This is a genomic window from Brunnivagina elsteri CCALA 953 (assembly GCF_002289455.1).
In the GTDB taxonomy this organism is placed as follows: domain Bacteria; phylum Cyanobacteriota; class Cyanobacteriia; order Cyanobacteriales; family Nostocaceae; genus Brunnivagina; species Brunnivagina elsteri.
Genome location: NZ_NTFS01000064.1, coordinates 1 through 21,244 on the forward strand (window position 1 = coordinate 1; position 21,244 = coordinate 21,244).

Here is a 21,244-nt window from a genome sequence, read left to right on the forward strand (position 1 = left end):
CGCTTCTTTGATGCCAATAATATTATTTATCTCAGCTAACTTTGCCACAGTTTCCGGTAGCAAGTTTTGACCTGTACGACCGGGAACGTTGTATAACAACACGGGAAACTCAGGCGTTGCCTCCGCAATAGCTCGAAAGTGTTGATATAACCCTGCCTGCGGTGGTTTATTGTAATAAGGAACTACCTGTAAACAACCATGTACTCCTATTTTAGCTGCTTTTTCAGTTGCTGCGATCGCTTCCTTTGTGGAATTAGAACCACACCCTGCCATAACTAGGGCTTTCCCAGCTACAGCTTGTAATACTACAGTAAATAATTGGTATTCTTCATCCCAAGACAGTGTGGGTGACTCTCCAGTAGTGCCGCAGATTACTAGTGTGTCGCTACCGTTGTCAGCCAGATGTGCTGCTAGCTTTGCTGCGACATCATAATCGACGTTGCCGTTTTCCTTAAATGGCGTAACCATTGCAGTTAAAACTCTACCAAAATCTACCACCCTGGTTTCACTCCTGATTTATATTCATGTTTTATTACTTATGGTGGTTTTCTTAAAAACTAACCTACTTGCAAGTTTATTTCAGCTTTATTTTAAGTTTATCGTTGGTTATTTGTTAATCCCTAACAGCCAATAGTCAATAACTAGTTTTACAAACTCGAAACCTAATAATCAAGGAGTTATAACACAGAATACAGCTTAATTTTACTTGATTTTACTTAATTCTAAAATATAAGCATAAACTGTACATAAAATAGCAAGTAAATTGCTATATTTAGATAGGTCGCAATTATAACTCCTGGTTCTATGGGTGTGCAAGATATTACACCCTTGATTCTAAATTATTACCTAGATACTAATGCGTTCGCAGGCTTAACTATATTTTTTTCTACCAACAACTCAGCAATTTGTATGGCATTTAATGCTGCACCTTTGCGAATTTGGTCGCCACACAACCACAATTCCAAGCCGCAAGCATGGGAAATATCCTGGCGAATTCTTCCTACCAAAACTTCATCGCGTCCTGTTGCGTCAATTGGCATGGGGAAATAATTAGCTTGCCAATCTTCTACTACTTTAACCCCTGGTGCTTTTTTGAGAATTTCTCTTGCTTCATTAGCAGAAAAAGGTTCTGCGAATTCTAAATTAATTGCCTCTGAATGGGCACGCAGTACGGGAACTCGTACACAGGTTGCGGTAATCCGGATGTTTTGAGTCCCAAAAATTTTCTGGGTTTCGTTGACCATTTTCATTTCTTCTTCACAGTACCCCATATCGTTCAATGGTGTATTGTGTGGAAATAAATTAAATGCCAAAGGATAGGGAAAAACTTCTGTAGGTGGTTTCTTTCCTGCTAAAATTGCACTTGCTTGTGCTTGCACCTCTGCCATTGCTTTCGCACCTGCACCGCTAGCAGATTGGTAAGTTGCGGCAACAATTCTTTGGATTTTCTTGATTTTATGCAACGGATAAATTGCCACTGCCATTAAAATTGTCGTGCAGTTAGGATTGGCAATAATACCTTTGTGATTTGCTGCTGCATCTGGGTTAACTTCTGGCACGATTAAAGGTACTTCTGGATTCATCCGAAAAGCACTGGAGTTATCGATTACGACTGCACCTGCATCGACTGCTTTGTGTGCCCAGGCTTTCGATGTGGAACTGCCTGCGCTCGCTAGTAGAATATCAATATTTTTGAAGGAATTTTCATTTACTGCTTCAATTGCGATGTTTTCTCCTTTGAATGGCAAGTTTTTCCCTACACTTCGCTCTGATGCCAACAACTTTAAATCGGCAAGGGGAAAATTGCGACTTTCTAGTAATTCTAGCAACTCGTTACCTACTGCACCAGTTGCTCCCAAAATACCTACACGGTAAGCTTTAGACAAATTTACTTCCTCCTTCGATGATTTATGAATGCGTCGGTGTAGTTGCCCCTTAGGACTTAAATAGCAGTTAAACTCTCTGGGACTATCGCCAACTCCATACAGAAAATTAAATTTTTAAGCTTAAATTCTTAAGCTTTATTTTATGATTTACTCAGATTTTATTAATATACACCTATGATATTAATATTTTCCATCACCAAAAGTTCAAAAAAATCAACCTGTAAATGCTCAACTTGAAGCTTTTCTGTCTCAAAAGTTGTTAATATTGCAATTCACAACAAAATAAATAATAATCTCGCCTACCGTTTAAGTTTAGTTATTTCATTAATTAACTTAAATTATACATCGTATCTTGAAAATATTGTTTTGCGGATAATCTAGAAAATATAACGCGAGAGATATGGCAAACAGATTGGGGAATAATCCACTCTTATGCTTTGTATGGAACATTGATGTACTATGATTCAGATGGACTCAATTCGAGTAAAAACGTTTAACTGCTGGCAGCAGTAGGCGTTTACATCTAGGAAAGTAGAGGATTATGTTGGGAATTCCGATGAGGCGATTTGCCAGTAGGAATTTGGGGTTAAAAAAAAACTACTTACTCCCCCAGGATATCACAACTAAGGGGCGCGAAAAGTTAGCTACTTTTCCCTGTGACAGAACATTTGCCTTGTTTTAGTTATTTTTTAGTCTCCCGAATGGTGATTAGGTTCACTTGTATTCTTCCCTGGGAGTAATTTTAGTAAGGCTGTAGCTCCCTCCTATGTCTTTTAATTACCGTGAAATTTATATTGTGTATTGGGAGGTTAATTTGTAGCTATAGATAAAATTATTTACAATTTATGTGTCAAGTGTTTTGACATAGCAGTAAACTTAAATTTCTAGATAAAGGCACAATTCCATTTTCTTGAGAATGATAATGCAGTATTGGTATATCGCGCTCAAGGATGTGGACATATCAATACTTTTGGAGATGGGCTACTTTTAAATTTTAAAGGTAAATTTTGAAGAGCAGGGCTTTGGGGCGCTAATTGAGAAAAGGCGAATCAAAAAAAGTCCATATCTCGCCAGTTTGTCTGTGTCAATGGAGTAAAAATATCAAAAATATCGAGACGAAGCATGAAAGTCACCCAGGAAAAACTTCCCGCCAGTCAAATTGGTTTGGAAATAGAGATTACGCCAGAAACCACCAAACAAGCTTACGAACAGGTTGTGAAAAACTTGGGTCGTACTGTTAATATTCCTGGGTTTCGTAAAGGCAAAGTTCCCCGTCCAATATTGTTGCAACGTTTGGGAATGGCTCGGATCAAGGCAGCAGCCCTGGAAGAGATAATTCAAGATGGGATATCCAAAGCTTTGGAGCAAGAAAAAATCCCAGCCATCGGTCAGCCACAATTGCGATCGCAGTTTGATGATTTAATCGAAAATTACGAACCGGGTAAACCCTTGACTTTTTCGGTAGCAGTTGATATAGAACCAGAAGTACATTTGACTGATTACACTGGATTACAAATCAAAGCCGAAGAAGTAAAATACGACCCAGAGCGAGTTGACACCGTTTTGGATGGTGAACGTCAACAAATGGGAACCCTAATTCCTATTGAAGGACGTGCAGCACAAATAGGCGATATAGCAGTCGTTGATTTTAAAGGAATGATCGATAAAGCTGAAGGTGAAGAAGGGGAACCCGAACCGATTCCCGGTGGAGAAGCCGAAGATTTTCAAGTTGAACTCCAAGAAGACCGCTTTATTCCAGGGTTTGTCACCGGAATTTTGGGGATGAACCCCAGCGAAACTAAAGAAATTAAGGCAATATTCCCCGATCCTTATGTAAATGAGGAATTAGCAGGAAAAGCTGCAACATTCATCGTTACAGTTAAAGAACTTAAGGAAAAAGAACTTCCGGAATTAAACGACGATTTCGCCAAAGAGGCAAGCGAGTTTGAAACCTTGGCTGAATTGCGAGGTTCACTGGAAGAACGTTTCCAGAAAGAAGCAAGCGACAAAACTAGGGCAAATCAGCAAGAAGCATTGCTCAACGAATTAGTTAAGCATGTGGAAATCGACTTACCCGATACAATGATTCAACAGGAAGTCGATGCAATGTTGACGCAAACAGCAATGCGTCTGCAACAACAGGGTATGGATATTCGCCAATTGTTTACACCCGATATCATGCCCAAACTGCGGGAAAATTCCCGTGGAGAAGCAGTAGATAAAATCAAGCGCAGTCTCTCGCTACGGGAAGTTGGCAAACGCGAATCCATCAAAGTTAGCGATGATGAAATTCAAAATCGCGTCATAGAATTGATGGCAGAATATGCTGACCAAGATATTGACGAAGACAGAATACGTTCTGTTGTTGAGAACGAAATGCTGACGGAAAAAATTGTCGATTGGCTGTTGGAACGTTCCAATGTCGAACTTGTTCCTGAAGGTTCCCTCAAGCCAGCAGTAGAAAATGCTGCTGAAGAGATTGAAGAAACTACAGAAACCGTAGAAACCTTAGAAAATTCAGAGGCAGGAGAGTAGGGAGTAGGGAGTAGGGAGTAGGCTATCCGCAATAGTGTCCTTTGGGCAAAAGCAACTTAGGCAATACCCAATTCCCGATGTCCCGATGCCTAATTCCCAATTACCATTTACAATTTAGGTAGAGTCAAAATAAATCGTGATAAATGTTACTGGTTAAGCTTGATAGTGTTATTTAATGATACAACGAGTATATTTAACGCCAAGAGCAAATCACACGATAAGAAATTATATGAGGCATAATGGTTAACACATACCTAAAATACAAAATCTTGTGTTTTGCAGTTTGCGGCAGAAGCTTGTATTTTTGGCAAAACCATCGCCATTTAAGCCAGAGTTCTATTGATTGTTAGGCGTTTTGTATGTTTTTATCCCAGTCGGGAAATTCCCCAATCAGCAGTTTGAGTCAATTAACAATTAACTCTCTTGGTAGTCCTAGCAACATCGTCCCGATGGTGGTAGAACAATCAGGTGTAGGAGAACGGGCTTTTGACATTTACTCCCGTTTGTTGCGCGAGCGAATTATATTCTTAGGCACGCAAGTTGATGACAATGTTGCCAACTCAATAATTGCCCAGTTATTATTCCTCGATGCTGAAGATTCCGAAAAGGATGTTCAGCTCTATATAAATTCCCCTGGGGGTTCGGTGACGGCAGGAATGGCAATTTATGATACAATCCAGCAAATTCGCCCGGATGTTGTTACCATATGTTTTGGATTAGCCGCTAGTATGGGGGCTTTTCTGTTGACTGCTGGTACTGCTGGCAAACGGATGTCCTTACCCGACTCCCGGATTATGATTCACCAACCCTTAGGTGGCGCTCAGGGACAAGCGGTTGATATCGAAATACAAGCAAAAGAAATTCTTTATCATAAGGCAAAGTTAAACCAGTTAATGGCACACCATACTGGTCAACCTTTAGAAAGAATAGAAGCCGATACAGAACGTGACTTTTTCATGTCGGCAGCTGAAGCAAAAAATTACGGTCTAATTGACCAAGTAATTTCCACATCCAATCTTCCCGCAGCAGGGGAAAACGTTACCATTGTCAAATAATGAGGCTGGTATGTCTAAGTACGACTCCCATTTAAAATGTTCTTTTTGTGGCAAGTCTCAAGAGCAGGTACGTAAGCTAATCGCCGGACCGGGAGTCTACATCTGCGATGAGTGCGTAGACTTGTGCAATGAAATACTAGATGAGGAGTTGCTCGATACAAACGGTGCTGTGGCGACCCCGCCAGCACCAAGGTCAGAACAGCCTCAGAAGCAACGTCGCACCCGTTCTAGTAATCTTTCGTTCAATCAAATACCGAAGCCACGGGAGATTAAAAAATATCTTGACGAACATGTGATCGGTCAAGATGAAGCGAAGAAAGTACTGTCGGTTGCAGTGTACAACCACTACAAGCGATTGGCGATTATTCAGTCGAAGGGCAATAGCAAAACTTCCACGGATGATGCTGTTGAGTTGCAAAAGTCGAACATTCTGTTAATCGGTCCAACTGGCTGTGGTAAGACGCTTTTGGCGCAAACCCTGGCAAAAATACTAGATGTTCCTTTTGCGGTTGCTGATGCTACCACCCTCACTGAAGCTGGATATGTGGGTGAAGACGTAGAAAACATCTTGCTGCGACTATTACAGGTTGCGGATTTGGATGTAGAAGAAGCGCAACGAGGTATTATTTACATTGACGAAATCGATAAAATTGCTCGTAAGAGTGAGAATCCATCGATTACCCGCGATGTATCGGGTGAAGGCGTACAGCAAGCATTGCTAAAGATGCTGGAAGGTACTGTTGCTAATGTACCACCCCAAGGTGGACGTAAACACCCGTATCAAGATTGCATTCAAATTGACACCAGTAATATTTTATTTGTTTGTGGCGGTGCTTTTGTTGGTTTAGAGAAAGTTGTCGAGCAAAGAACTGGTAGAAAGTCAATGGGCTTCGTGCAGCCCGGAGAAGGTCAATCTAAGGAAAAACGAATTGCGGATACGTTGCATCATTTAGAACCAGATGACCTAGTGAAATTTGGGATGATACCTGAATTTATTGGACGGGTGCCAATGGTGGCAGTTGTTGACCCGCTCGACGAAGAAACTTTAATGGCGATTTTGACTCAGCCGCGTAGCGCTCTGGTCAAGCAGTATCAAAAGCTACTGAACATGGATAATGTACAGTTGGAGTTTAAGCCGGAAGCATTACGAGCGATCGCACAGGAAGCGTACCGGAGAAAAACTGGTGCGAGAGCATTGCGTGGGATTATCGAGGAGTTAATGCTGGATGTGATGTACGAAATGCCATCGCGTAAAGATGTAGGACATTGTTCTATAACGCGGGAGATGGTAGAGAAACGTTCGACAGCAGAATTGATAGTGCATCCTTCTTCGTTACCTAAACCGGAATCGGCGTAATAAGAGTTAGGAATTAGGAGTTAGGAGTAATAATAAAGTTTGAAGTCATTTTTAACTTATCACTCATAACTCTTAAAATGTCCTATATTCAAGTTCGGGGTGTTGAACATTATTATGAATGGATAGAACAACCATCCGGTTCCCAAAGTAAACCTGTGATGGTTTTTATTCATGGTTGGGCAGGTTCAGCTAGGTATTGGCAAAGTACCGCACAAGCATTGTCAGGTAGATTTGATTGTTTGCTTTATGATATGCGAGGTTTTGGACGCTCTCAAGGAAAAGCTATGGTGCGTTTCCCCCAACTTAATGCGATCGCATCAGAAAAAGTTGGGAAAGCTGACGTAGAAGTCAAACCACAAACAGAATTAACCTATGAGCTTGAAGAGTACGCTGACGATTTGGCAGCGTTCCTAGATAGCTTAGGGCTAGTAAAAGTATACATCAACGCCCATTCAATGGGAGCGTCAATTGCGACTCTTTTTATGAACCGCTATCCGCAACGAGTCGAAAAAGCGATTTTGACTTGTAGTGGGGTATTTGAGTACGATAAAAAAGCATTTGAAGCCTTTTATAAATTTGGTGGTTATGTTGTGAAATTTCGTCCCAAATGGTTGAGTAAAATACCATTTGTTGACCAGATATTTATGGCAAGATTTTTGTACCGTTCTATCCCAGCAAAAGAAAGACAAGCTTTTTTAGAAGACTTTTTGGTTGCTGATTATGAAGCAGCTTTGGGAACCATATTTACTTCAGTGAGTAAATATCAAGCTGAGATAATGCCGGGAGAATTTGAGAAGTTAACAGTTCCGACTTTGTTAGTAGCTGGGGAATACGATAAGATTATTCCTGCTAAGTTGGGAAAGAGGGCAGCAGAATTTAGTAATAACGTTGAACTTGTGGTGATGAAGAATACGGCACATTTTCCAATGTTGGAAGATGTGGATACTTATTTGAAGGTTGTGGGAGGCTTCTTGAATTAGTTATACTAAAAACGGCTTGTAATTTGATTTTGAAACGCAGAGAATCGCGGAGGTAAACGCAAAGTTACGCAGAGCTTTTAGTTAAGATTTTCCATCGAGATGAAAGTCTATGTAGGGCTTGCTGAATAAAGCTATTTATTTATTAGAGAATCTGAATTAAATAAAATATAATTCTTGATTGTGTAGATTTATGTTGGGTTCCGCAAAGCTACAAATTCTTTTCCACATTTAGGTTACATGATATAGGATGGGTATTTTCGCCCATCCCACAAAAGCTATGTAGGGCTTGCTGAATAAAGCTATAAACTAATCAGAATAAGAGTTTCAAGTCTTTTTACTTCGATCAAGTGCAAGGTTATAGTATTTAGAAGCTTAAAATCCTTGCATTTAGGTAGAAAATTGTGGGGTGAATTTAAAAGCGAATCACCGAAACTACCCTAACAGTCTATTTTGTAGCATCTAGATTCGCTTTGTAGAGTTTTTCAGCAAGCCCTATGTACTTTGGGAAAATGCAATTTAAATGTGTTTTAGCTTCCTTCGATATCATCATACTGTCACTAATCTTAAATTATTAGATATATCAATCTAAAATCTAAAATCCCATCATCCTAAACCTAATTCCCGTCGTAATAAACCAATCGATTTTTCACCGATATAATTATCACTACGAATTAACTTTGGTGGACGAATAATATCATCGACAACAACTTGTACAGCACCTTGAACTGCGGCAAAACTAGTTTGGTCACTGCAAAAAATCATGTGCGCTCGCTTGACGATCGCATGTAATTTATAAGTGTCCTTTGGTTGGGATGTCATTACTAAAAGCTCATCACCGCGAATACCGTGAATAATCACTTCCGTAGCTCGAAGAATACCAGAACTAACACTGACAATGCCGATACAACTATCCTTCGGCAATCCCTTAACAACATTAATTTCTTTAGCATAGTCGTGGATATCGAGAGGAATAACACGTACAGCTTGAGGAGCTGCGATCGCTTCCACATCGCTAATAAAATACCTACTAGTAACAACCGTTGCTGATGATGTTTGTTCTAATACCGCCGCTAATTCTTCAGTTGCCACCAATTGCACGGGAATTTTTAAGGCTTGTTCGAGTTCATCCATCATCAACTCACCCGCGCCAATATCCTGTTTGGGCACAGCTACCAATACCCTAGCACTACACCGTAACCGCCAATCAATTTCGGCTAAAAAGATTTCTCTTGCTTGCGAGAGGGTACAACCTTGCTTTAGCAAATCGTCAACAGCTTGCTGAACCACCTTGTAGGCTTGGGGATATTCTTCGAGTATGGGAGAACGTAACCTGCTGCCCCCCTCATGTCCTTGGGCGCGGACATAAATTCCCGAACCTGCTAAACTTTCGACAAAACCGTCTTCCTCCAGTTGGCGGTAAACTTTACTAATTGTATTTCGGTGTAACCCAGTCTGCATAGCTAAAGCGCGAGTACTTGGTAACTTGTATCCAGGTGGATATTGCCGAGATGCGATCGCAAAGCGAATTTGGTTAAACAGCTGATTTGATGCGGGTATCTCACTATCTGGTTGAATGCGGAATTGAATCATTAAGCCTTGCTCCTGGTGACTAGTAGCGTTATGCGACCAGTTGCATATGCTATTTGTCAAATATTTGATTTAGTATCTTGAACAGTTAAGAGTCGATATTTTCAATCCATGAAGTACCCGAAATTGGTAACTTGATTGGAGATAGCCTTGGATGACTTCCATCTCGATGCATTTAATTAAGCACATAGTACTAGTAAAAACTATTATGACTCTTAGCGCAATCGATACCTCAATCGTTAAAATTTTGCAAAATGAACTATCAATTTCAGCATACTTGGCACACCCTAAAGCACCTGGTATTTACCCAGGTATAGTAGTATTGCAAGAAATTTTTGGTGTCAACGCGCACATTCGCGAAGTCACCGAGCGAATTTCCCGCGCAGGATATGTTGCGATGTCTACGACGGACTTACGTCTACGCACCAGCTCTCTTCCAGCGTCAAGCCCCTGGATTTGAAACTGGCTACACTCCCGCAGATGTGGAAATCGGACGGGAGTATGCCTGGGGACAAACTAAAGCCGACCAACTCAAAAGCGACATTCAAGCTGCCGTTGACTACTTAAAAACTTTACCAAATGTCAAACAAGACGGATTTGGTTGTGTCGGTTTTTGCTTTGGGGGTCATGTGGCATATCTAGCCGCTACTTTAGCAGATATTAAAGCAACTGCCTCATTTTACGGCGCAAATATCACTAGTGCCACACCTGGAGGGGGTAATGCCATCCTAAAGGGAACACCGGAGATTACTGGGACGCTGTATGCTTTCTTTGGGATGGAAGACTCAAGCATTCCACCTGAAGAAGTCAAGCAAATCGAAGCTGAATTGGAAAAATATAAAATTTCCCATCGTGTATTTCGCTACGATGGAGCTGAACATGGATTTTTCTGTGACCATCGCACCAGTTATAATCCAGTAGCTGCCAGTGATGCTTGGGAAAAAGTCAAACAACTCTTTGCAGAACAACTTAGTTAATAGTTAATGGGTAATAGTTAATGGTTAATGATTGAGGAGTTATGGTTGGTAAGTTCAATTTTGACCTACTACCCATGTTTAATCTGCCTATTTATTAACCACAAACCACAAACCAGCAAGCATTAACTAAACATCAATATTAAATTCAAAAGTCATGGATTCAGAAGCTAAACTTTCTCAAAAAGCCGATTCGTCGTTCACAATGGACGATTTTGCTAAGGCTTTGGAAAAACACGATTACCAATTCCAAAAAGGACAAGTGGTAAAAGGTAAAGTTTTCCAAATCGATCACGATGGTGCATTTGTGGATATTGGTGGTAAAGCGTCAGCTTTTTTGCCACGCGATGAGGCTTCTTTGAGAACAGTTACGAACTTATCAGAGATTTTACCGTTACACGAACCATTAGAGTTTGTAATTATTCGCGAACAGGATGCAGAAGGACAAGTTACACTTTCCCGCAGACAGCTAGAAATTCGCCACATTTGGGAGAGACTTGCACAAATGCAGGAAAGTAGCCAAACTGTGAAAGCGCTTGTTACTGGTGTCAATAAAGGTGGTGTGAATATTGAGGTATTTGGTTTGCGGGGATTTATTCCGCGATCGCACCTAATTGAGCGCGATAATTTGGAAGCACTCAAAGGACAAACTCTCACCACTGCCTTTTTGGAGGTTGACTCCAACAACAAGCGCTTGATATTATCGCAACGGATGGCGGCTCGTTCGGCTAATTTCAGTATGCTGGCAATTGGTCAACTTATCGAAGGGAAAGTAACAGGTATTAAACCCTTTGGTGTATTTGTTGATTTAAATGGTATTAGTGCTTTACTTCATATTAAGCAAGTAACCCAAAAGTTTATCGATAATCTGGAAAAAGTTTTCCAAATGAATCAACAAATAAAAGCTGTAATTATCGATATTGATGAAGGTAAAGGTAGAGTTGCACTTTCGACACGAATCTTAGAGAATTTCCCCGGTGAATTACTCGAAAATATGGAAGAAGTCATGACTTCTGCCGAAGCACGTGCTGAAAGAGCAAAAAATAAAACTGCTGAATAATTTCAGCCTATTTATCGATCGGAAATAATTTAATTTAATTAAAAGACAGGTAAATTACCTGTCTTTCGTTTTAGTTATATTTAGACATCTCCGGAAAAGATGTAGAGACGTAGCATTGCTACGCGAATGTGCCGGGACAGAATATTCTCGAAATCTTGCCACGGGGATACTCCCCGTGGCAAAGTTTCGCGGCAACTTCGCAGTCTCTACAAGGGTTCTGGGGAACGCATAATTAAATTCGGTCGATGTCTATTGGTTAACTGTCAAATAGTGAGAATATTTTACCGTTCGATAAAACTTTCCCAAAACTAGACAACAAAAACTAATTTTCCTACTACTCTCTACGGTATAACTACTGAATAGCGTCGATTATGAACCAAATAGTTCAGGGTATACTCGGACGCATTTTCTATAAATATCGTGGTATTTTACACTTAGCGTTCCTCTGCTACTGAGGGTGGCAAAACCACCCCCTAGCAGTTTTTTTTAATTTAACTCTTTTGAATTATACTTTGCCCCTACGACAAGCCGATTAGTCATCTGTGGTGGAACCAAATAAATTGTTCAAGCATTGAATGAGAGGAATCTAGATAGAATTATTTGGCTCATAAATACTATGGAAACTAGTATCTCAAGCGATAGTGGACAGGATTTAATCTGTCCCTTAACTTGAACTCAGCAAAATCAGTTCTGTTACTGTTTGATTAACCACAGTATAACCACTTAACTTCACGAAAATATTCAGAGAATATTTCGGGATAAATGCGGACGCATTCCATCTAAATGTCGTGGTACTTTACACATTAGCGTTCCTCTGCTACTGAGGGCGGTAAAATCGTCCTCTTAGCGGTTTTTCTAGTTTAACTCAGATTTTTTTTGACTGTCTCTATTTTTGACGTAGAGAGTAATATTTTTTTGATGGTTTTTATACAGCCGCATTAAATAATTGCATAAATTGCATCAGATGAGTTGTTTGTAAAGATACGATAAATCGTCCCTCTATAAGCAATACATGATATTAAGTATCTTCGCTGATGTCATGTGGGGGTGGACGGTTGTAATTAAAAGCGAAAGTGTCACAAGGGGTAATGGCTTGACGTATTTCTTCATCGTTGGATAGTTGAAGTACTGCTAAGATTCGACTAACTTTTGTACGTGTCATCACTCCCATTTCGGGTAAATATTAATTCTCTGCTATATTAAAACCCAACCATGAAGTACGTGCAGTTTCGTGTTATTTCTAGGGTTATATTGGACTTCTCCCCTACTAAATCGTCGATCCGATCCATCAACCCACTCATTTGCTTTTTATCCACATTCATCTTCAGCACCCAAAGTTATATTAGATACAAAAAAGTACCTTAGTTATGCTGCCAAGCTAGCATTACTAGAATGGAAATAACCAGTGCAGTTATACGGAGAATTAGAATTTCGGAACGTTGGGAGAGATTCGGGGTATTTACTATGGGAATGTAAGGATTTTACATTTTTATATTTGCGATCGCGGTTTTATCTATTGCTGAAAGTTGGCTTTTGTGTGGCTAACTACTATGATGGAAACCAGTTTAAAACGTAGCAAATATGGCGATACCTGATTTTCAGAAAATAATGCTTCCTCTACTTCAATATGCAAGCGATGAACAAGAACATTCCGTAAGAAAAGCTATTGAAGCTTTGGTAGATACATTGAATTTAAATGAAGAAGAAAGAAAAGAATTACTACCTAGTGGTCAACAAACTATTTTTGATAATCGTGTTGGATGGGCAAAAACCCATCTAAAAAAAGCAGGTTTATTAGAAACTCCCAAAAGAGGCATTTTTCAGATTTCCGAACGAGGTAAAAAAGTATTATCTGATAATCCAGAATATATTAATATACGTTTTTTAGATCAATTTCCCGAACATATTGAGTTTAGAAATAAAAAGCCCACCAAAAATGATAATTCTAGTTTAGAAATAATAGAAGAATTAGCAGATATAAATACGACTCCTCAAGAATCGATTGAGAGAGGATATCAGCAAATTAGAAAAGAAATTGAATTAGAGATACTTAATCGAGTCAAAAGTTGTTCTCCAGATTTTTTTGAAAGATTAGTTGTAGATTTATTAATAAAAATGGGATATGGGGGTTCAAGACGTGATGCAGGTAAAGCAATAGGTAAAAGTAGTGATGGTGGAATTGATGGAATTATCAAAGAAGATAAATTAGGTTTAGATATTGTTTATATTCAAGCAAAAAGATGGGATACTACTGTAGTTGGTAGACCTGAAATTCAAAAGTTTGTTGGAGCTTTACATGGTCAAAGAGCGAGAAAAGGAGTTTTTATTACAACTTCTAGATTCTCTCAAGAAGCTAAAGATTATGTAGAAGTTATTGATAGTAAAATCGTCTTAATAGGCTATTGAGTAAAAACGGCACGCCAGTAAAAAAAGGTATCTTGAAAACGCCTGAAATAGCCATTAAACTCAATGCCAACAGGCTTTACGTGCCAATTATACTTAATAGCCTTAATAGATGGGCAAGAACTCGCACAATTAATCATTGATAATAATGTGGGAGTTTCAATAGTGTCTATTTATGAGATTAAAAAGATAGATTCAGATTATTTTACAGATGAGTGAAGTTATTTACGCGATCGCAACATACAAGCTAATAAGTAAATTAATTAAGAAAGCTAACAAAATAGACATATACTTAGTTTAAATGCTAAAAATATTACTAATCTAGTTTTTATATTTCTATGCGTCTGTTTATTTGTTCCCTATTATTGGTGTTTACCCTCGCATTTCCTCTGACATCGATTGTTAAATCAGCACCTCCTCCAACATCTGATATTGAGCAATATTTAATTAATGCTCAATTTAAACAAGGAGAAACTGCAATTTTAGCTAAACTCCAGCAAAATCCTAGTAGCGATCGCGATCGATTTGGACTTGGGGTTGTACAGTTGATGGGGGGAACGGAAAGACTGATGCAGTCGTTATATCGCTATGGTTTACAACAAAATTATTTCACGGCATTTTTCCCAATTTTGCGTCTTCCTGTTCCCGTAAATCCCAAACCACAGGAGATTACTTACGCAGAATCTCGGACAATTCTGCAAAATTTATTGAATGATTTGGATAAAGTTAAAACAACCCTGGAACCAATCAAAGATAATAAAGTTAAACTTCCTCTGCGAATTGGACTAACTCGCATGGATTTTAATGCTGATGGGAAATTGGAAGCAAATGAATCTTTTTGGAAAACCTTCAATCAACTGACTGGAAGACAAGCAACAGAAAAAATAGTCCAAGGATTTGCGATCGCATTTGATGCTGGGGATGTTGTCTGGTTGCGGGGATATTGCAATTTACTATCTGCGATCGCGCAAACGGTTTTAGCACATGATGGAAGTAAGTTATTCAATTCCACAGCACATCTAATTTTTGCAAAACCGCAAATTCCCTACCCCTTTCTCACAAATGGAACAGGGGCATTTAATTGGGGAGGAAATATAGATATTAGCGATGTTGTTGCCTTTATACATCTAATTAATCTTCCAGTTATTGAACCTCAAAGGATGACAGCAGCATTACAACATTTGCTAAAAGTCACAGCATTGAGTCGAGAATCTTGGAAATTAATTTTGGCAGAAACCGATAATGATAGAGAATGGTTGCCTAACCCCAAACAAAAGGGTGTAATTCCCAATGCAGTAGTGACACAACCAATGATTGATAGTTGGTTAACTTTCCTCAATGAAACTGATACATTACTAACAGGTAAAAAGCTAGTTCCGTTTTGGAGAAAACGGGAAATGCGAGGAATTAACTTAAATAAAGTATTTACCCAACCCCAACCTTTTGATTTAGTGCTTTGGGTACAGGGAACAGCAGCAGCACCATACTTAGAACCAGGGGTTTTAACTGATGCAGCGACTTGGCAAAGATTAATGCAGGTTTTCCGAGGACAATTTTTTCAGTTTGCTGCTTGGTTTAATTAACTGGTTTAATTTAAAAAATTATTTAGGAGCATAAGCTTTACAATATTCAAACCAATCATCACCAGATTGAGTCCACTTTTTGAAAGTATCACTTTGTCGCTGTTTAATTTCTGGTGATAAGTAGTCGGACACAATTAATTACAAAAAATATAGACTGAAATTCTTGCCTAGCAGAGAATCTGTATTGTAACTATTGTAATTAATTCTGTCTGGTTACTTACTTTCTTTAATTCTGCTTCACTGGGATTACCTGGTAGGGATGCGATTGCATTTGCTCTGTCACGAAAAGTCTGACTGTAAGCATTACTAGCTTCGACATGTCGTTTTTGCAGTTCTTGGGATTTTGCCTCTTGAAATTTTAAGTCACCAATTGCTCTACCAATTTTGTCTTGGGAGTTTGCGATTGAATTTATCCCTTTTACCATAGATTCTTTTGTCTTTATTGGAGTTGTAGGTATATCGCTAGGTATGCTCACAACTTTACCTAGTGCTTGCCAATATTTTTGACAATCAGCAGCTTTCCCTGGGTTTGTACAACCGCTCAAACAGACAATACTGATAATTAGACTGGTTTTAACTGTATAATATATAACTTTACGCATAAAACAGGAATTGATTTATATCGAAACAGGTTTATTGTTCCCAAAAATCAACAATTGTCTATGCTCTTGACTACAAATTAACCAGCACATCACAACATTCTCTTTGTGTTTGATTTGTGGTTTGCTACTAAGACAAATAGTTTATATTACATTTTAAAACGGAGAGGGTGAGATTCGAACTCACGGATGCTTTCACATCACTCGATTTCAAGTCGAGCGCATTCGACCACTCTGCCACCTCTCCAAAGTCGTTATTAAATCGTTCTTACTGTGATAAAAACGAATTGTCACCTAGTCTGTAATCCTAGCATAACTTGGTGATACTGCAAATAAAAATTAGATTTTAGTCAAAAGTAATCTGCCATTCGTGACAAATTCCACAGATTGCGAAAAGCGTCATTTAGAAATCCAACTTTCTCCAAACCTGAATTATTCCATATCAAACCGTCCAGAGTCACTTCAAAAAAACATTCCTCGCTGTTGAATTTATAAACACACTAATTGCGATCGCAATTAGTAAATTATTCCAGCTTGATATTACTTTGACAAAAATTAGCCTCTCATTCACATGGCTAATCTTAGATTTGCATAAAATTAAAGATGTCAACCGTAGTCTTTAAAAGGCATGTGCATAAATTTACATAAAATCCGTAACATTAGATACTTAATAAAAAAATAAATTGTTAAAAGATAGACAAAAACTCTTATGGCAATTTGGTAAAAATTTGTTAAGAATAGTGACAGGAATATCAAGCTAAGGAAAGTCATTTTATGGTAGATACAGTTGATAATCAGCCACCCCATAATGTCGTCATTGTTGGAGGTGGATTCGGTGGGTTATATGCGGCAAAAGCATTGAGTCGCGCAAATGTGAACGTAACCCTCATCGACAAGCGTAATTTTCACCTGTTTCAGCCATTGTTGTACCAGGTAGCGACGGGTACAATTTCCCCTGCGGATATTTCGTCACCATTGCGTGCAGTATTGAATAAAAATAAAAATACTAAAGTTGTGCTGGGAGAGGTTAATAATATCGATCCGCAAGCACAAAAAGTTATCATGGGTGATGAAACCATCCCCTATGACTCCTTAATTTTAGCTACAGGTGCCAAGCATTCCTATTTTGGTAAGGATGAGTGGGAAAAACATGCACCAGGATTGAAGACGGTTGAAGATGCCATTGAAATGCGTCGTCGGATTTTCAGTGCATTTGAAGCAGCAGAGAGAGAAACCGATCCTGAAAAGCGTCGTGCTTGGATGACCTTTGTGGTGGTTGGTGGGGGTCCGACTGGGGTAGAATTAGCAGGTGCGATCGCAGAAATTGCCTATCATACGATGAAGGATGATTTCCGCAATATTGATACGAACGAAGCGCAAATTTTATTGTTAGAAGGTTTAGATCGAGTTTTACCACCATTTGCACCGGAATTATCTCAAGAAGCTGCTACATCCTTAGAACGGTTGGGTGTAACAGTACAAACCAGTACTTTAGTGACGAATATTGAGAATAATATTGTCACGATTAAACAAGGGGATACAGTTAAAGAAATTCCCGCCCACACTGTATTATGGGCAGCAGGAGTCAAAGCATCACCTTTGGGTAAAATGCTAGCAGACGCGACCAATGCCGAGTGCGATCGCGCTGGTAGAGTGGTAGTAGAGCCAGATTTGAGCGTGAAGGGTTATCCGAATATTTTTGTAGTTGGAGACTTGGCAAATTTCTCCCACCAAAACGGTAAACCGTTACCAGGAGTTGCACCTGTCGCGATGCAAGAAGGGGAATACGTTGCTTCGTTGATTCAAGCGCGTCTTAATTGTAAAACATTACCGCAATTTAAATATAAAGACCGTGGCAGTTTGGCAGTTATCGGACAAAATCGTGCCGTTGTTGATTTAGGTTTTATCAAACTTACAGGTTTCCTAGCTTGGTTTGCTTGGTTGTTTATCCACATCTACTTCTTAATTGAATTTGACAATAAGTTAATAGTTATGGTGCAGTGGGCATGGAATTACTTTACCCGCAATCGAGGAGCTAGATTAATTACGGGATATGAAGCAACAATTGCAAAAGATGCTGACGGATTTTATCCACCAGCAGTGAATCTTCCGACGGTAAATGTGTAATTAATTATTATGTTGGTTAAAGACTCATATGTGGACTCCATATATGAACTGCCAGTCCTAACTTTGCTTTTTCTTGCTAGTAGGACTGGTTTTTACATTCAGTCCAAATGATTTTAAGTAATGCCGGAGTTAACAGCTATAACTGAGATTTTTATCACTGGATTTACCAAAATGTTATAGAGTCACTAGTACTATTTTATGGTAATAAAGCTATTATTTCAAAGCGTTAAAAATATTACATTATAGTCAATATTCCTCCTGAATTCTGATTTCTGACTCCTGACTTATAAACTTCTGACTAAATTATACTAGGATGTAATCGTATCAAGTTCATCGAGAATATTGCTATCTATATCAATGTCAAATTTCCGAGCAAAATGAGCGGATGATAGCAGCAGATTCGGCAAATCTTCCATCAGCAATGTCTTTGGATGAGTACCTCCAGCTGACCAATCAATATAGCGTCTACGGTCATTTTGCACCTTGAGATGGGATGCATTAGCAAGTATAGTTTGAAAATATGACTCATCTGCATACTTAAGATTATTGTAGTGCGAGGTTAACGCATTTTTCTGACTGTGAAAATCGATAATGTACTTAGCAGCTTTTCTATTGACACAAAACCATTGACTTCCACTAAAGCAAGCAAGTTTTTTTGAAAAAGGAAGGAAAGGTTTTGTTAATAGTGGATGTTCCAAGCGTATTTCTAGATTCAGGTGCGCTGAGTCTTTTTTTGAGTAATGGAAAGAAAACGACTTTGTACAATATCGTTGATAGGAATTTTTCTGCCATAAAATACTCGGACTTACATCATATTTATAAGTTTCATATGTGATTTGCTCATGCTGAATATAAGCATCATATGAACTTGAGGACAGTTCATCTAATATTTGTTTTGCTGTTTTAATCGGATAGTCTGCTCCACTGAGTAATACAACCCAATCCGGTGCTTCTGGAACATCGTACATTAATCGAAGTGCCTGTACTGTCGCTTCTACTAAAGCAAAACCTGCCCACTCTGTCTCTAGGTGAGGACGTACTAATAAAACATTTTCTGATAGAGTATCTACAGATAAATCACATTTTGAAAAATCATGATGACACACAATTAGGGGATAATTAAATAGACTATTTAGCTTATTTATGAGCCTGTAAATTTGTAGAGGTTTTGTATGAGTTAGTAAAACAAAGCCTATCGAATTGCTGAGAAAATTAGACATTTAGTTAAGTTATATTGGTCTTAGACAATACTCACGTCACAAAAAATGAGTTTATTTAATTCCCATCTGTGAATTCTGACTCCTGAATTATAACTCCTGAATTATAACTCTGATACTTGTACTAAACTATAATTCTGAACTGTACCAATAACTCGATGGGGTATAGATGAAGAATCAGCTTGTTTTTTCTTGATCCAAGCGTAGCTTTTTGGTGCTAATTCTTGTAATGAATTTACCTCTTTGCCAATTTTTTTAGTATAAAAATCAATTAAAACACCAGTTTTACCACCAACTTCAACAAAGTTTATTGAAGAAGAATTAATAATTTTTATAATTGCAGGTTTTTGAATAAATTCGCGAAAGTCGGGGTTATAGTCACCAATCAGCCCATTTCCACAAACTACAGCTAAACCTAACCAACTTGGAACTAGAAAACTCGCTAACCAATAATTAGCAGTTAGAAATTTGATTTGAAAATGGTTACGTGCAATCCAGATTGCTGGTGAAATTAGCCAAGTTGTACCTAATACTAAAGATAAAGTTGCATATTTGCGAATTTCGTTGTTACTTATAATAATTAATGTAGCTATACCTGCAATTACTAGTAAAATTCCCAAGCAACCAAAGCCATAACTGAAATATTGAGGAGCTTTTCTGATTTGGGAATCTAACAGTGAATCAGGAGGTGTAATCTTGTCAGGAGATATTTGTAAGTTTAATTCAAATTCATTATTTTTTATATTTCCAGTATTTTTACTTTTGCTAGTAACAGGTTGATTAATATATTGATGATGAAAACTTTGATGATTGACTTGATTTCGATTTTTTTTATATTTTAAATTCGTGGAGTTTTGAGTATAAACTTGGGATAAATTATCTAAGCCAACAGCAGCAAGTAAGGAAATAAAAGGGAATAAACATAAACTATAGTGGGGAAGACGAGTCGAAAAAAGACTGAGTTCAATAAATAGAGTAACTGGGGAACCAATAAATAATAATTTATATTTTGATTGGGAAGAATTAGCTAAATCAAATAAGCTATTAAATAAACCAACTAAAGCAAACAAAGTCCACGGAAATGAAGTAATTGGAACATTCCATAAATAAAATAAAATCCCATTTCCACCCCTTTCATTTGAACCTAATCGAAACACAAAATTTACTAGTTGATTAACACTACCATTCCCGTAATAACTAAAACTCAACCACAGCCATATTAATGTCGGTAGTAACCCAATTAAAAAACCTAAATACAAACTTGGATTATTTAGAAGACGATGACGACGGTTTTCTAAAATTAAATATGGAAGTAATGCCACAATCGGCAGAAAAATCATCATACTGCGGATTAGTAAGCCTAAACCGAAGCAAAATCCACCAAGAAAACACCAAAAAGAATTCGAGAGTAAATGAGAAAGTAAATTATTATAATATTTGCGATCGCGTAAATTTATTTCAGTTTTTAGTTCAGCTTTTAATAAAGAAAAAATTCCCAGTAAAACTAAAAAAACCATCGGAACATCAGGAGTACCCAAACGGCAATATTGTAACCATAAGAAATTAATACTTAAAATTGCCGCAGCGAGCCAAGCAATTCTTTGATTCAGAATAATTTTGGCAATTTCATATAAAAGAAAGACACTGAAAAACCCCAAAATTAAATTTGGTAAACGCACACTATTTTGATTGATATCGAATAACTTATAAGTAGTCGCAATCATCCAGTAAAATCCAGGTGTTTTATGATGCGGACTACCCCAAGGATGTATCCAATCACCCGAATCTAACATTAAACGCGCACGTTCTGCGATACGCCTTTGGTGTTAAGCTCCGCTTATCGCAAACTATCCCTTATGTTAGTTTGTTGCTTTGGATACT

16 protein-coding genes, 1 tRNA gene and 1 pseudogene are annotated in these 21,244 nt (G+C 38.3%); 10 read left to right on the top strand and 8 right to left on the bottom strand.

What is annotated here, in order from left to right:
• The coding region (dapA, locus tag CK510_RS08320; RefSeq protein WP_095721260.1) for a 4-hydroxy-tetrahydrodipicolinate synthase at nt 1-498 on the bottom strand (498 nt) is incomplete at its 3' end.
• A gap of 344 nt (nt 499-842) precedes the next feature.
• Entirely contained in the window at nt 843-1,886 is a 1,044-nt protein-coding gene (locus tag CK510_RS08325) for an aspartate-semialdehyde dehydrogenase (protein WP_095721261.1), read from the bottom strand.
• A gap of 1,122 nt (nt 1,887-3,008) precedes the next feature.
• Here CK510_RS08325 and tig point away from each other — a divergent pair.
• From tig to CK510_RS08345, 4 genes are all read left to right on the top strand, one after another.
• Complete coding sequence (gene tig / locus CK510_RS08330; protein WP_095721262.1) at nt 3,009-4,421, top strand: trigger factor; 1,413 nt, start codon at nt 3,009-3,011, stop codon at nt 4,419-4,421.
• A 359-nt stretch (nt 4,422-4,780) separates the two neighbouring features.
• On the top strand, nt 4,781-5,476 hold the full coding sequence (gene clpP, locus CK510_RS08335) for an ATP-dependent Clp endopeptidase proteolytic subunit ClpP (protein WP_095721263.1): 696 nt from the start codon (nt 4,781-4,783) through the stop codon (nt 5,474-5,476).
• Nucleotides 5,477-5,486: 10 nt separating this feature from the next.
• Nucleotides 5,487-6,833 carry an ATP-dependent protease ATP-binding subunit ClpX gene (gene clpX, locus CK510_RS08340; RefSeq protein ID WP_095721272.1) on the top strand — a complete coding sequence of 449 codons (1,347 nt, stop codon included), beginning with the start codon at nt 5,487-5,489 and terminating at the stop codon, nt 6,831-6,833.
• A 77-nt stretch (nt 6,834-6,910) separates the two neighbouring features.
• Nucleotides 6,911-7,813, top strand: coding sequence for an alpha/beta fold hydrolase (locus CK510_RS08345; protein ID WP_095721264.1), 903 nt, complete (start codon nt 6,911-6,913; stop codon nt 7,811-7,813).
• A 603-nt stretch (nt 7,814-8,416) separates the two neighbouring features.
• Here the strand turns inward: CK510_RS08345 and CK510_RS08350 are convergent.
• Nucleotides 8,417-9,403: a GntR family transcriptional regulator gene (locus CK510_RS08350; protein WP_095721265.1), complete on the bottom strand. Its 987-nt coding sequence runs from the start codon at nt 9,401-9,403 to the stop codon at nt 8,417-8,419.
• 205 nt (nt 9,404-9,608) lie between these two features.
• Between CK510_RS08350 and CK510_RS08355 the strand changes: the two are divergent.
• Nucleotides 9,609-10,377, top strand: a pseudogene (locus tag CK510_RS08355) (dienelactone hydrolase family protein).
• A gap of 154 nt (nt 10,378-10,531) precedes the next feature.
• Nucleotides 10,532-11,434: a S1 RNA-binding domain-containing protein gene (locus tag CK510_RS08360; protein WP_095721266.1), complete on the top strand. Its 903-nt coding sequence runs from the start codon at nt 10,532-10,534 to the stop codon at nt 11,432-11,434.
• Between the two features lie 1,018 nt (nt 11,435-12,452).
• On the opposite strand, the gene CK510_RS31605 is transcribed toward CK510_RS08360, so the two are convergent.
• On the bottom strand, nt 12,453-12,596 hold the full coding sequence (locus tag CK510_RS31605; RefSeq protein ID WP_158224861.1) for a hypothetical protein: 144 nt from the start codon (nt 12,594-12,596) through the stop codon (nt 12,453-12,455).
• 243 nt (nt 12,597-12,839) lie between these two features.
• Here CK510_RS31605 and CK510_RS32620 point away from each other — a divergent pair, with 243 nt between their 5' ends.
• From CK510_RS32620 to CK510_RS08370, 3 genes are all read left to right on the top strand, one after another.
• The gene (locus CK510_RS32620; RefSeq protein WP_211293129.1) at nt 12,840-13,010 is read left to right on the top strand and encodes a hypothetical protein; all 171 of its coding nucleotides are present in this window, start codon (nt 12,840-12,842) and stop codon (nt 13,008-13,010) included.
• Nucleotides 13,011-13,015: 5 nt separating this feature from the next.
• Nucleotides 13,016-13,840 (top strand): restriction endonuclease, encoded by an 825-nt coding sequence (locus CK510_RS08365; protein ID WP_095721267.1) that lies wholly within the window; start codon nt 13,016-13,018, stop codon nt 13,838-13,840.
• Between the two features lie 335 nt (nt 13,841-14,175).
• Entirely contained in the window at nt 14,176-15,420 is a 1,245-nt protein-coding gene (locus CK510_RS08370) for a hypothetical protein (RefSeq protein WP_095721268.1), read from the top strand.
• Between the two features lie 167 nt (nt 15,421-15,587).
• Here CK510_RS08370 and CK510_RS08375 read toward each other — a convergent pair whose 3' ends face one another.
• Nucleotides 15,588-16,022: a hypothetical protein gene (locus CK510_RS08375; protein WP_095721269.1), complete on the bottom strand. Its 435-nt coding sequence runs from the start codon at nt 16,020-16,022 to the stop codon at nt 15,588-15,590.
• Nucleotides 16,023-16,181: 159 nt separating this feature from the next.
• Nucleotides 16,182-16,266, bottom strand: a tRNA-Ser gene (locus CK510_RS08380).
• A gap of 527 nt (nt 16,267-16,793) precedes the next feature.
• Here CK510_RS08380 and CK510_RS08385 point away from each other — a divergent pair.
• Nucleotides 16,794-18,146, top strand: coding sequence for an NAD(P)/FAD-dependent oxidoreductase (locus CK510_RS08385; RefSeq protein WP_095721270.1), 1,353 nt, complete (start codon nt 16,794-16,796; stop codon nt 18,144-18,146).
• Nucleotides 18,147-18,454: 308 nt separating this feature from the next.
• On the opposite strand, the gene CK510_RS08390 is transcribed toward CK510_RS08385, so the two are convergent.
• Nucleotides 18,455-19,252: a beta-1,6-N-acetylglucosaminyltransferase gene (locus tag CK510_RS08390; RefSeq protein ID WP_211293130.1), complete on the bottom strand. Its 798-nt coding sequence runs from the start codon at nt 19,250-19,252 to the stop codon at nt 18,455-18,457.
• Nucleotides 19,253-19,467: 215 nt separating this feature from the next.
• Nucleotides 19,468-21,156, bottom strand: a complete 1,689-nt coding sequence (locus CK510_RS08395) for an ArnT family glycosyltransferase (RefSeq protein WP_245911945.1) — start codon at nt 21,154-21,156, stop codon at nt 19,468-19,470.
• Nucleotides 21,157-21,244 lie beyond the last annotated feature (88 nt).

Coding starts and splice junctions, on each gene's coding strand:
- tig (WP_095721262.1), top strand. CDS start 3,009: ATGAAAGTCACCCAGGAAAAACTTCCCGCCAGTCAAATTGGTTTGGAA.
- clpP (WP_095721263.1), top strand. CDS start 4,781: ATGTTTTTATCCCAGTCGGGAAATTCCCCAATCAGCAGTTTGAGTCAA.
- clpX (WP_095721272.1), top strand. CDS start 5,487: ATGTCTAAGTACGACTCCCATTTAAAATGTTCTTTTTGTGGCAAGTCT.
- CK510_RS08345 (WP_095721264.1), top strand. CDS start 6,911: ATGTCCTATATTCAAGTTCGGGGTGTTGAACATTATTATGAATGGATA.
- CK510_RS08350 (WP_095721265.1), bottom strand. CDS start 9,403: ATGATTCAATTCCGCATTCAACCAGATAGTGAGATACCCGCATCAAAT.
- CK510_RS08360 (WP_095721266.1), top strand. CDS start 10,532: ATGGATTCAGAAGCTAAACTTTCTCAAAAAGCCGATTCGTCGTTCACA.
- CK510_RS31605 (WP_158224861.1), bottom strand. CDS start 12,596: ATGACACGTACAAAAGTTAGTCGAATCTTAGCAGTACTTCAACTATCC.
- CK510_RS08365 (WP_095721267.1), top strand. CDS start 13,016: ATGGCGATACCTGATTTTCAGAAAATAATGCTTCCTCTACTTCAATAT.
- CK510_RS08370 (WP_095721268.1), top strand. CDS start 14,176: ATGCGTCTGTTTATTTGTTCCCTATTATTGGTGTTTACCCTCGCATTT.
- CK510_RS08375 (WP_095721269.1), bottom strand. CDS start 16,022: ATGCGTAAAGTTATATATTATACAGTTAAAACCAGTCTAATTATCAGT.
- CK510_RS08385 (WP_095721270.1), top strand. CDS start 16,794: ATGGTAGATACAGTTGATAATCAGCCACCCCATAATGTCGTCATTGTT.
- CK510_RS08395 (WP_245911945.1), bottom strand. CDS start 21,156: ATGTTAGATTCGGGTGATTGGATACATCCTTGGGGTAGTCCGCATCAT.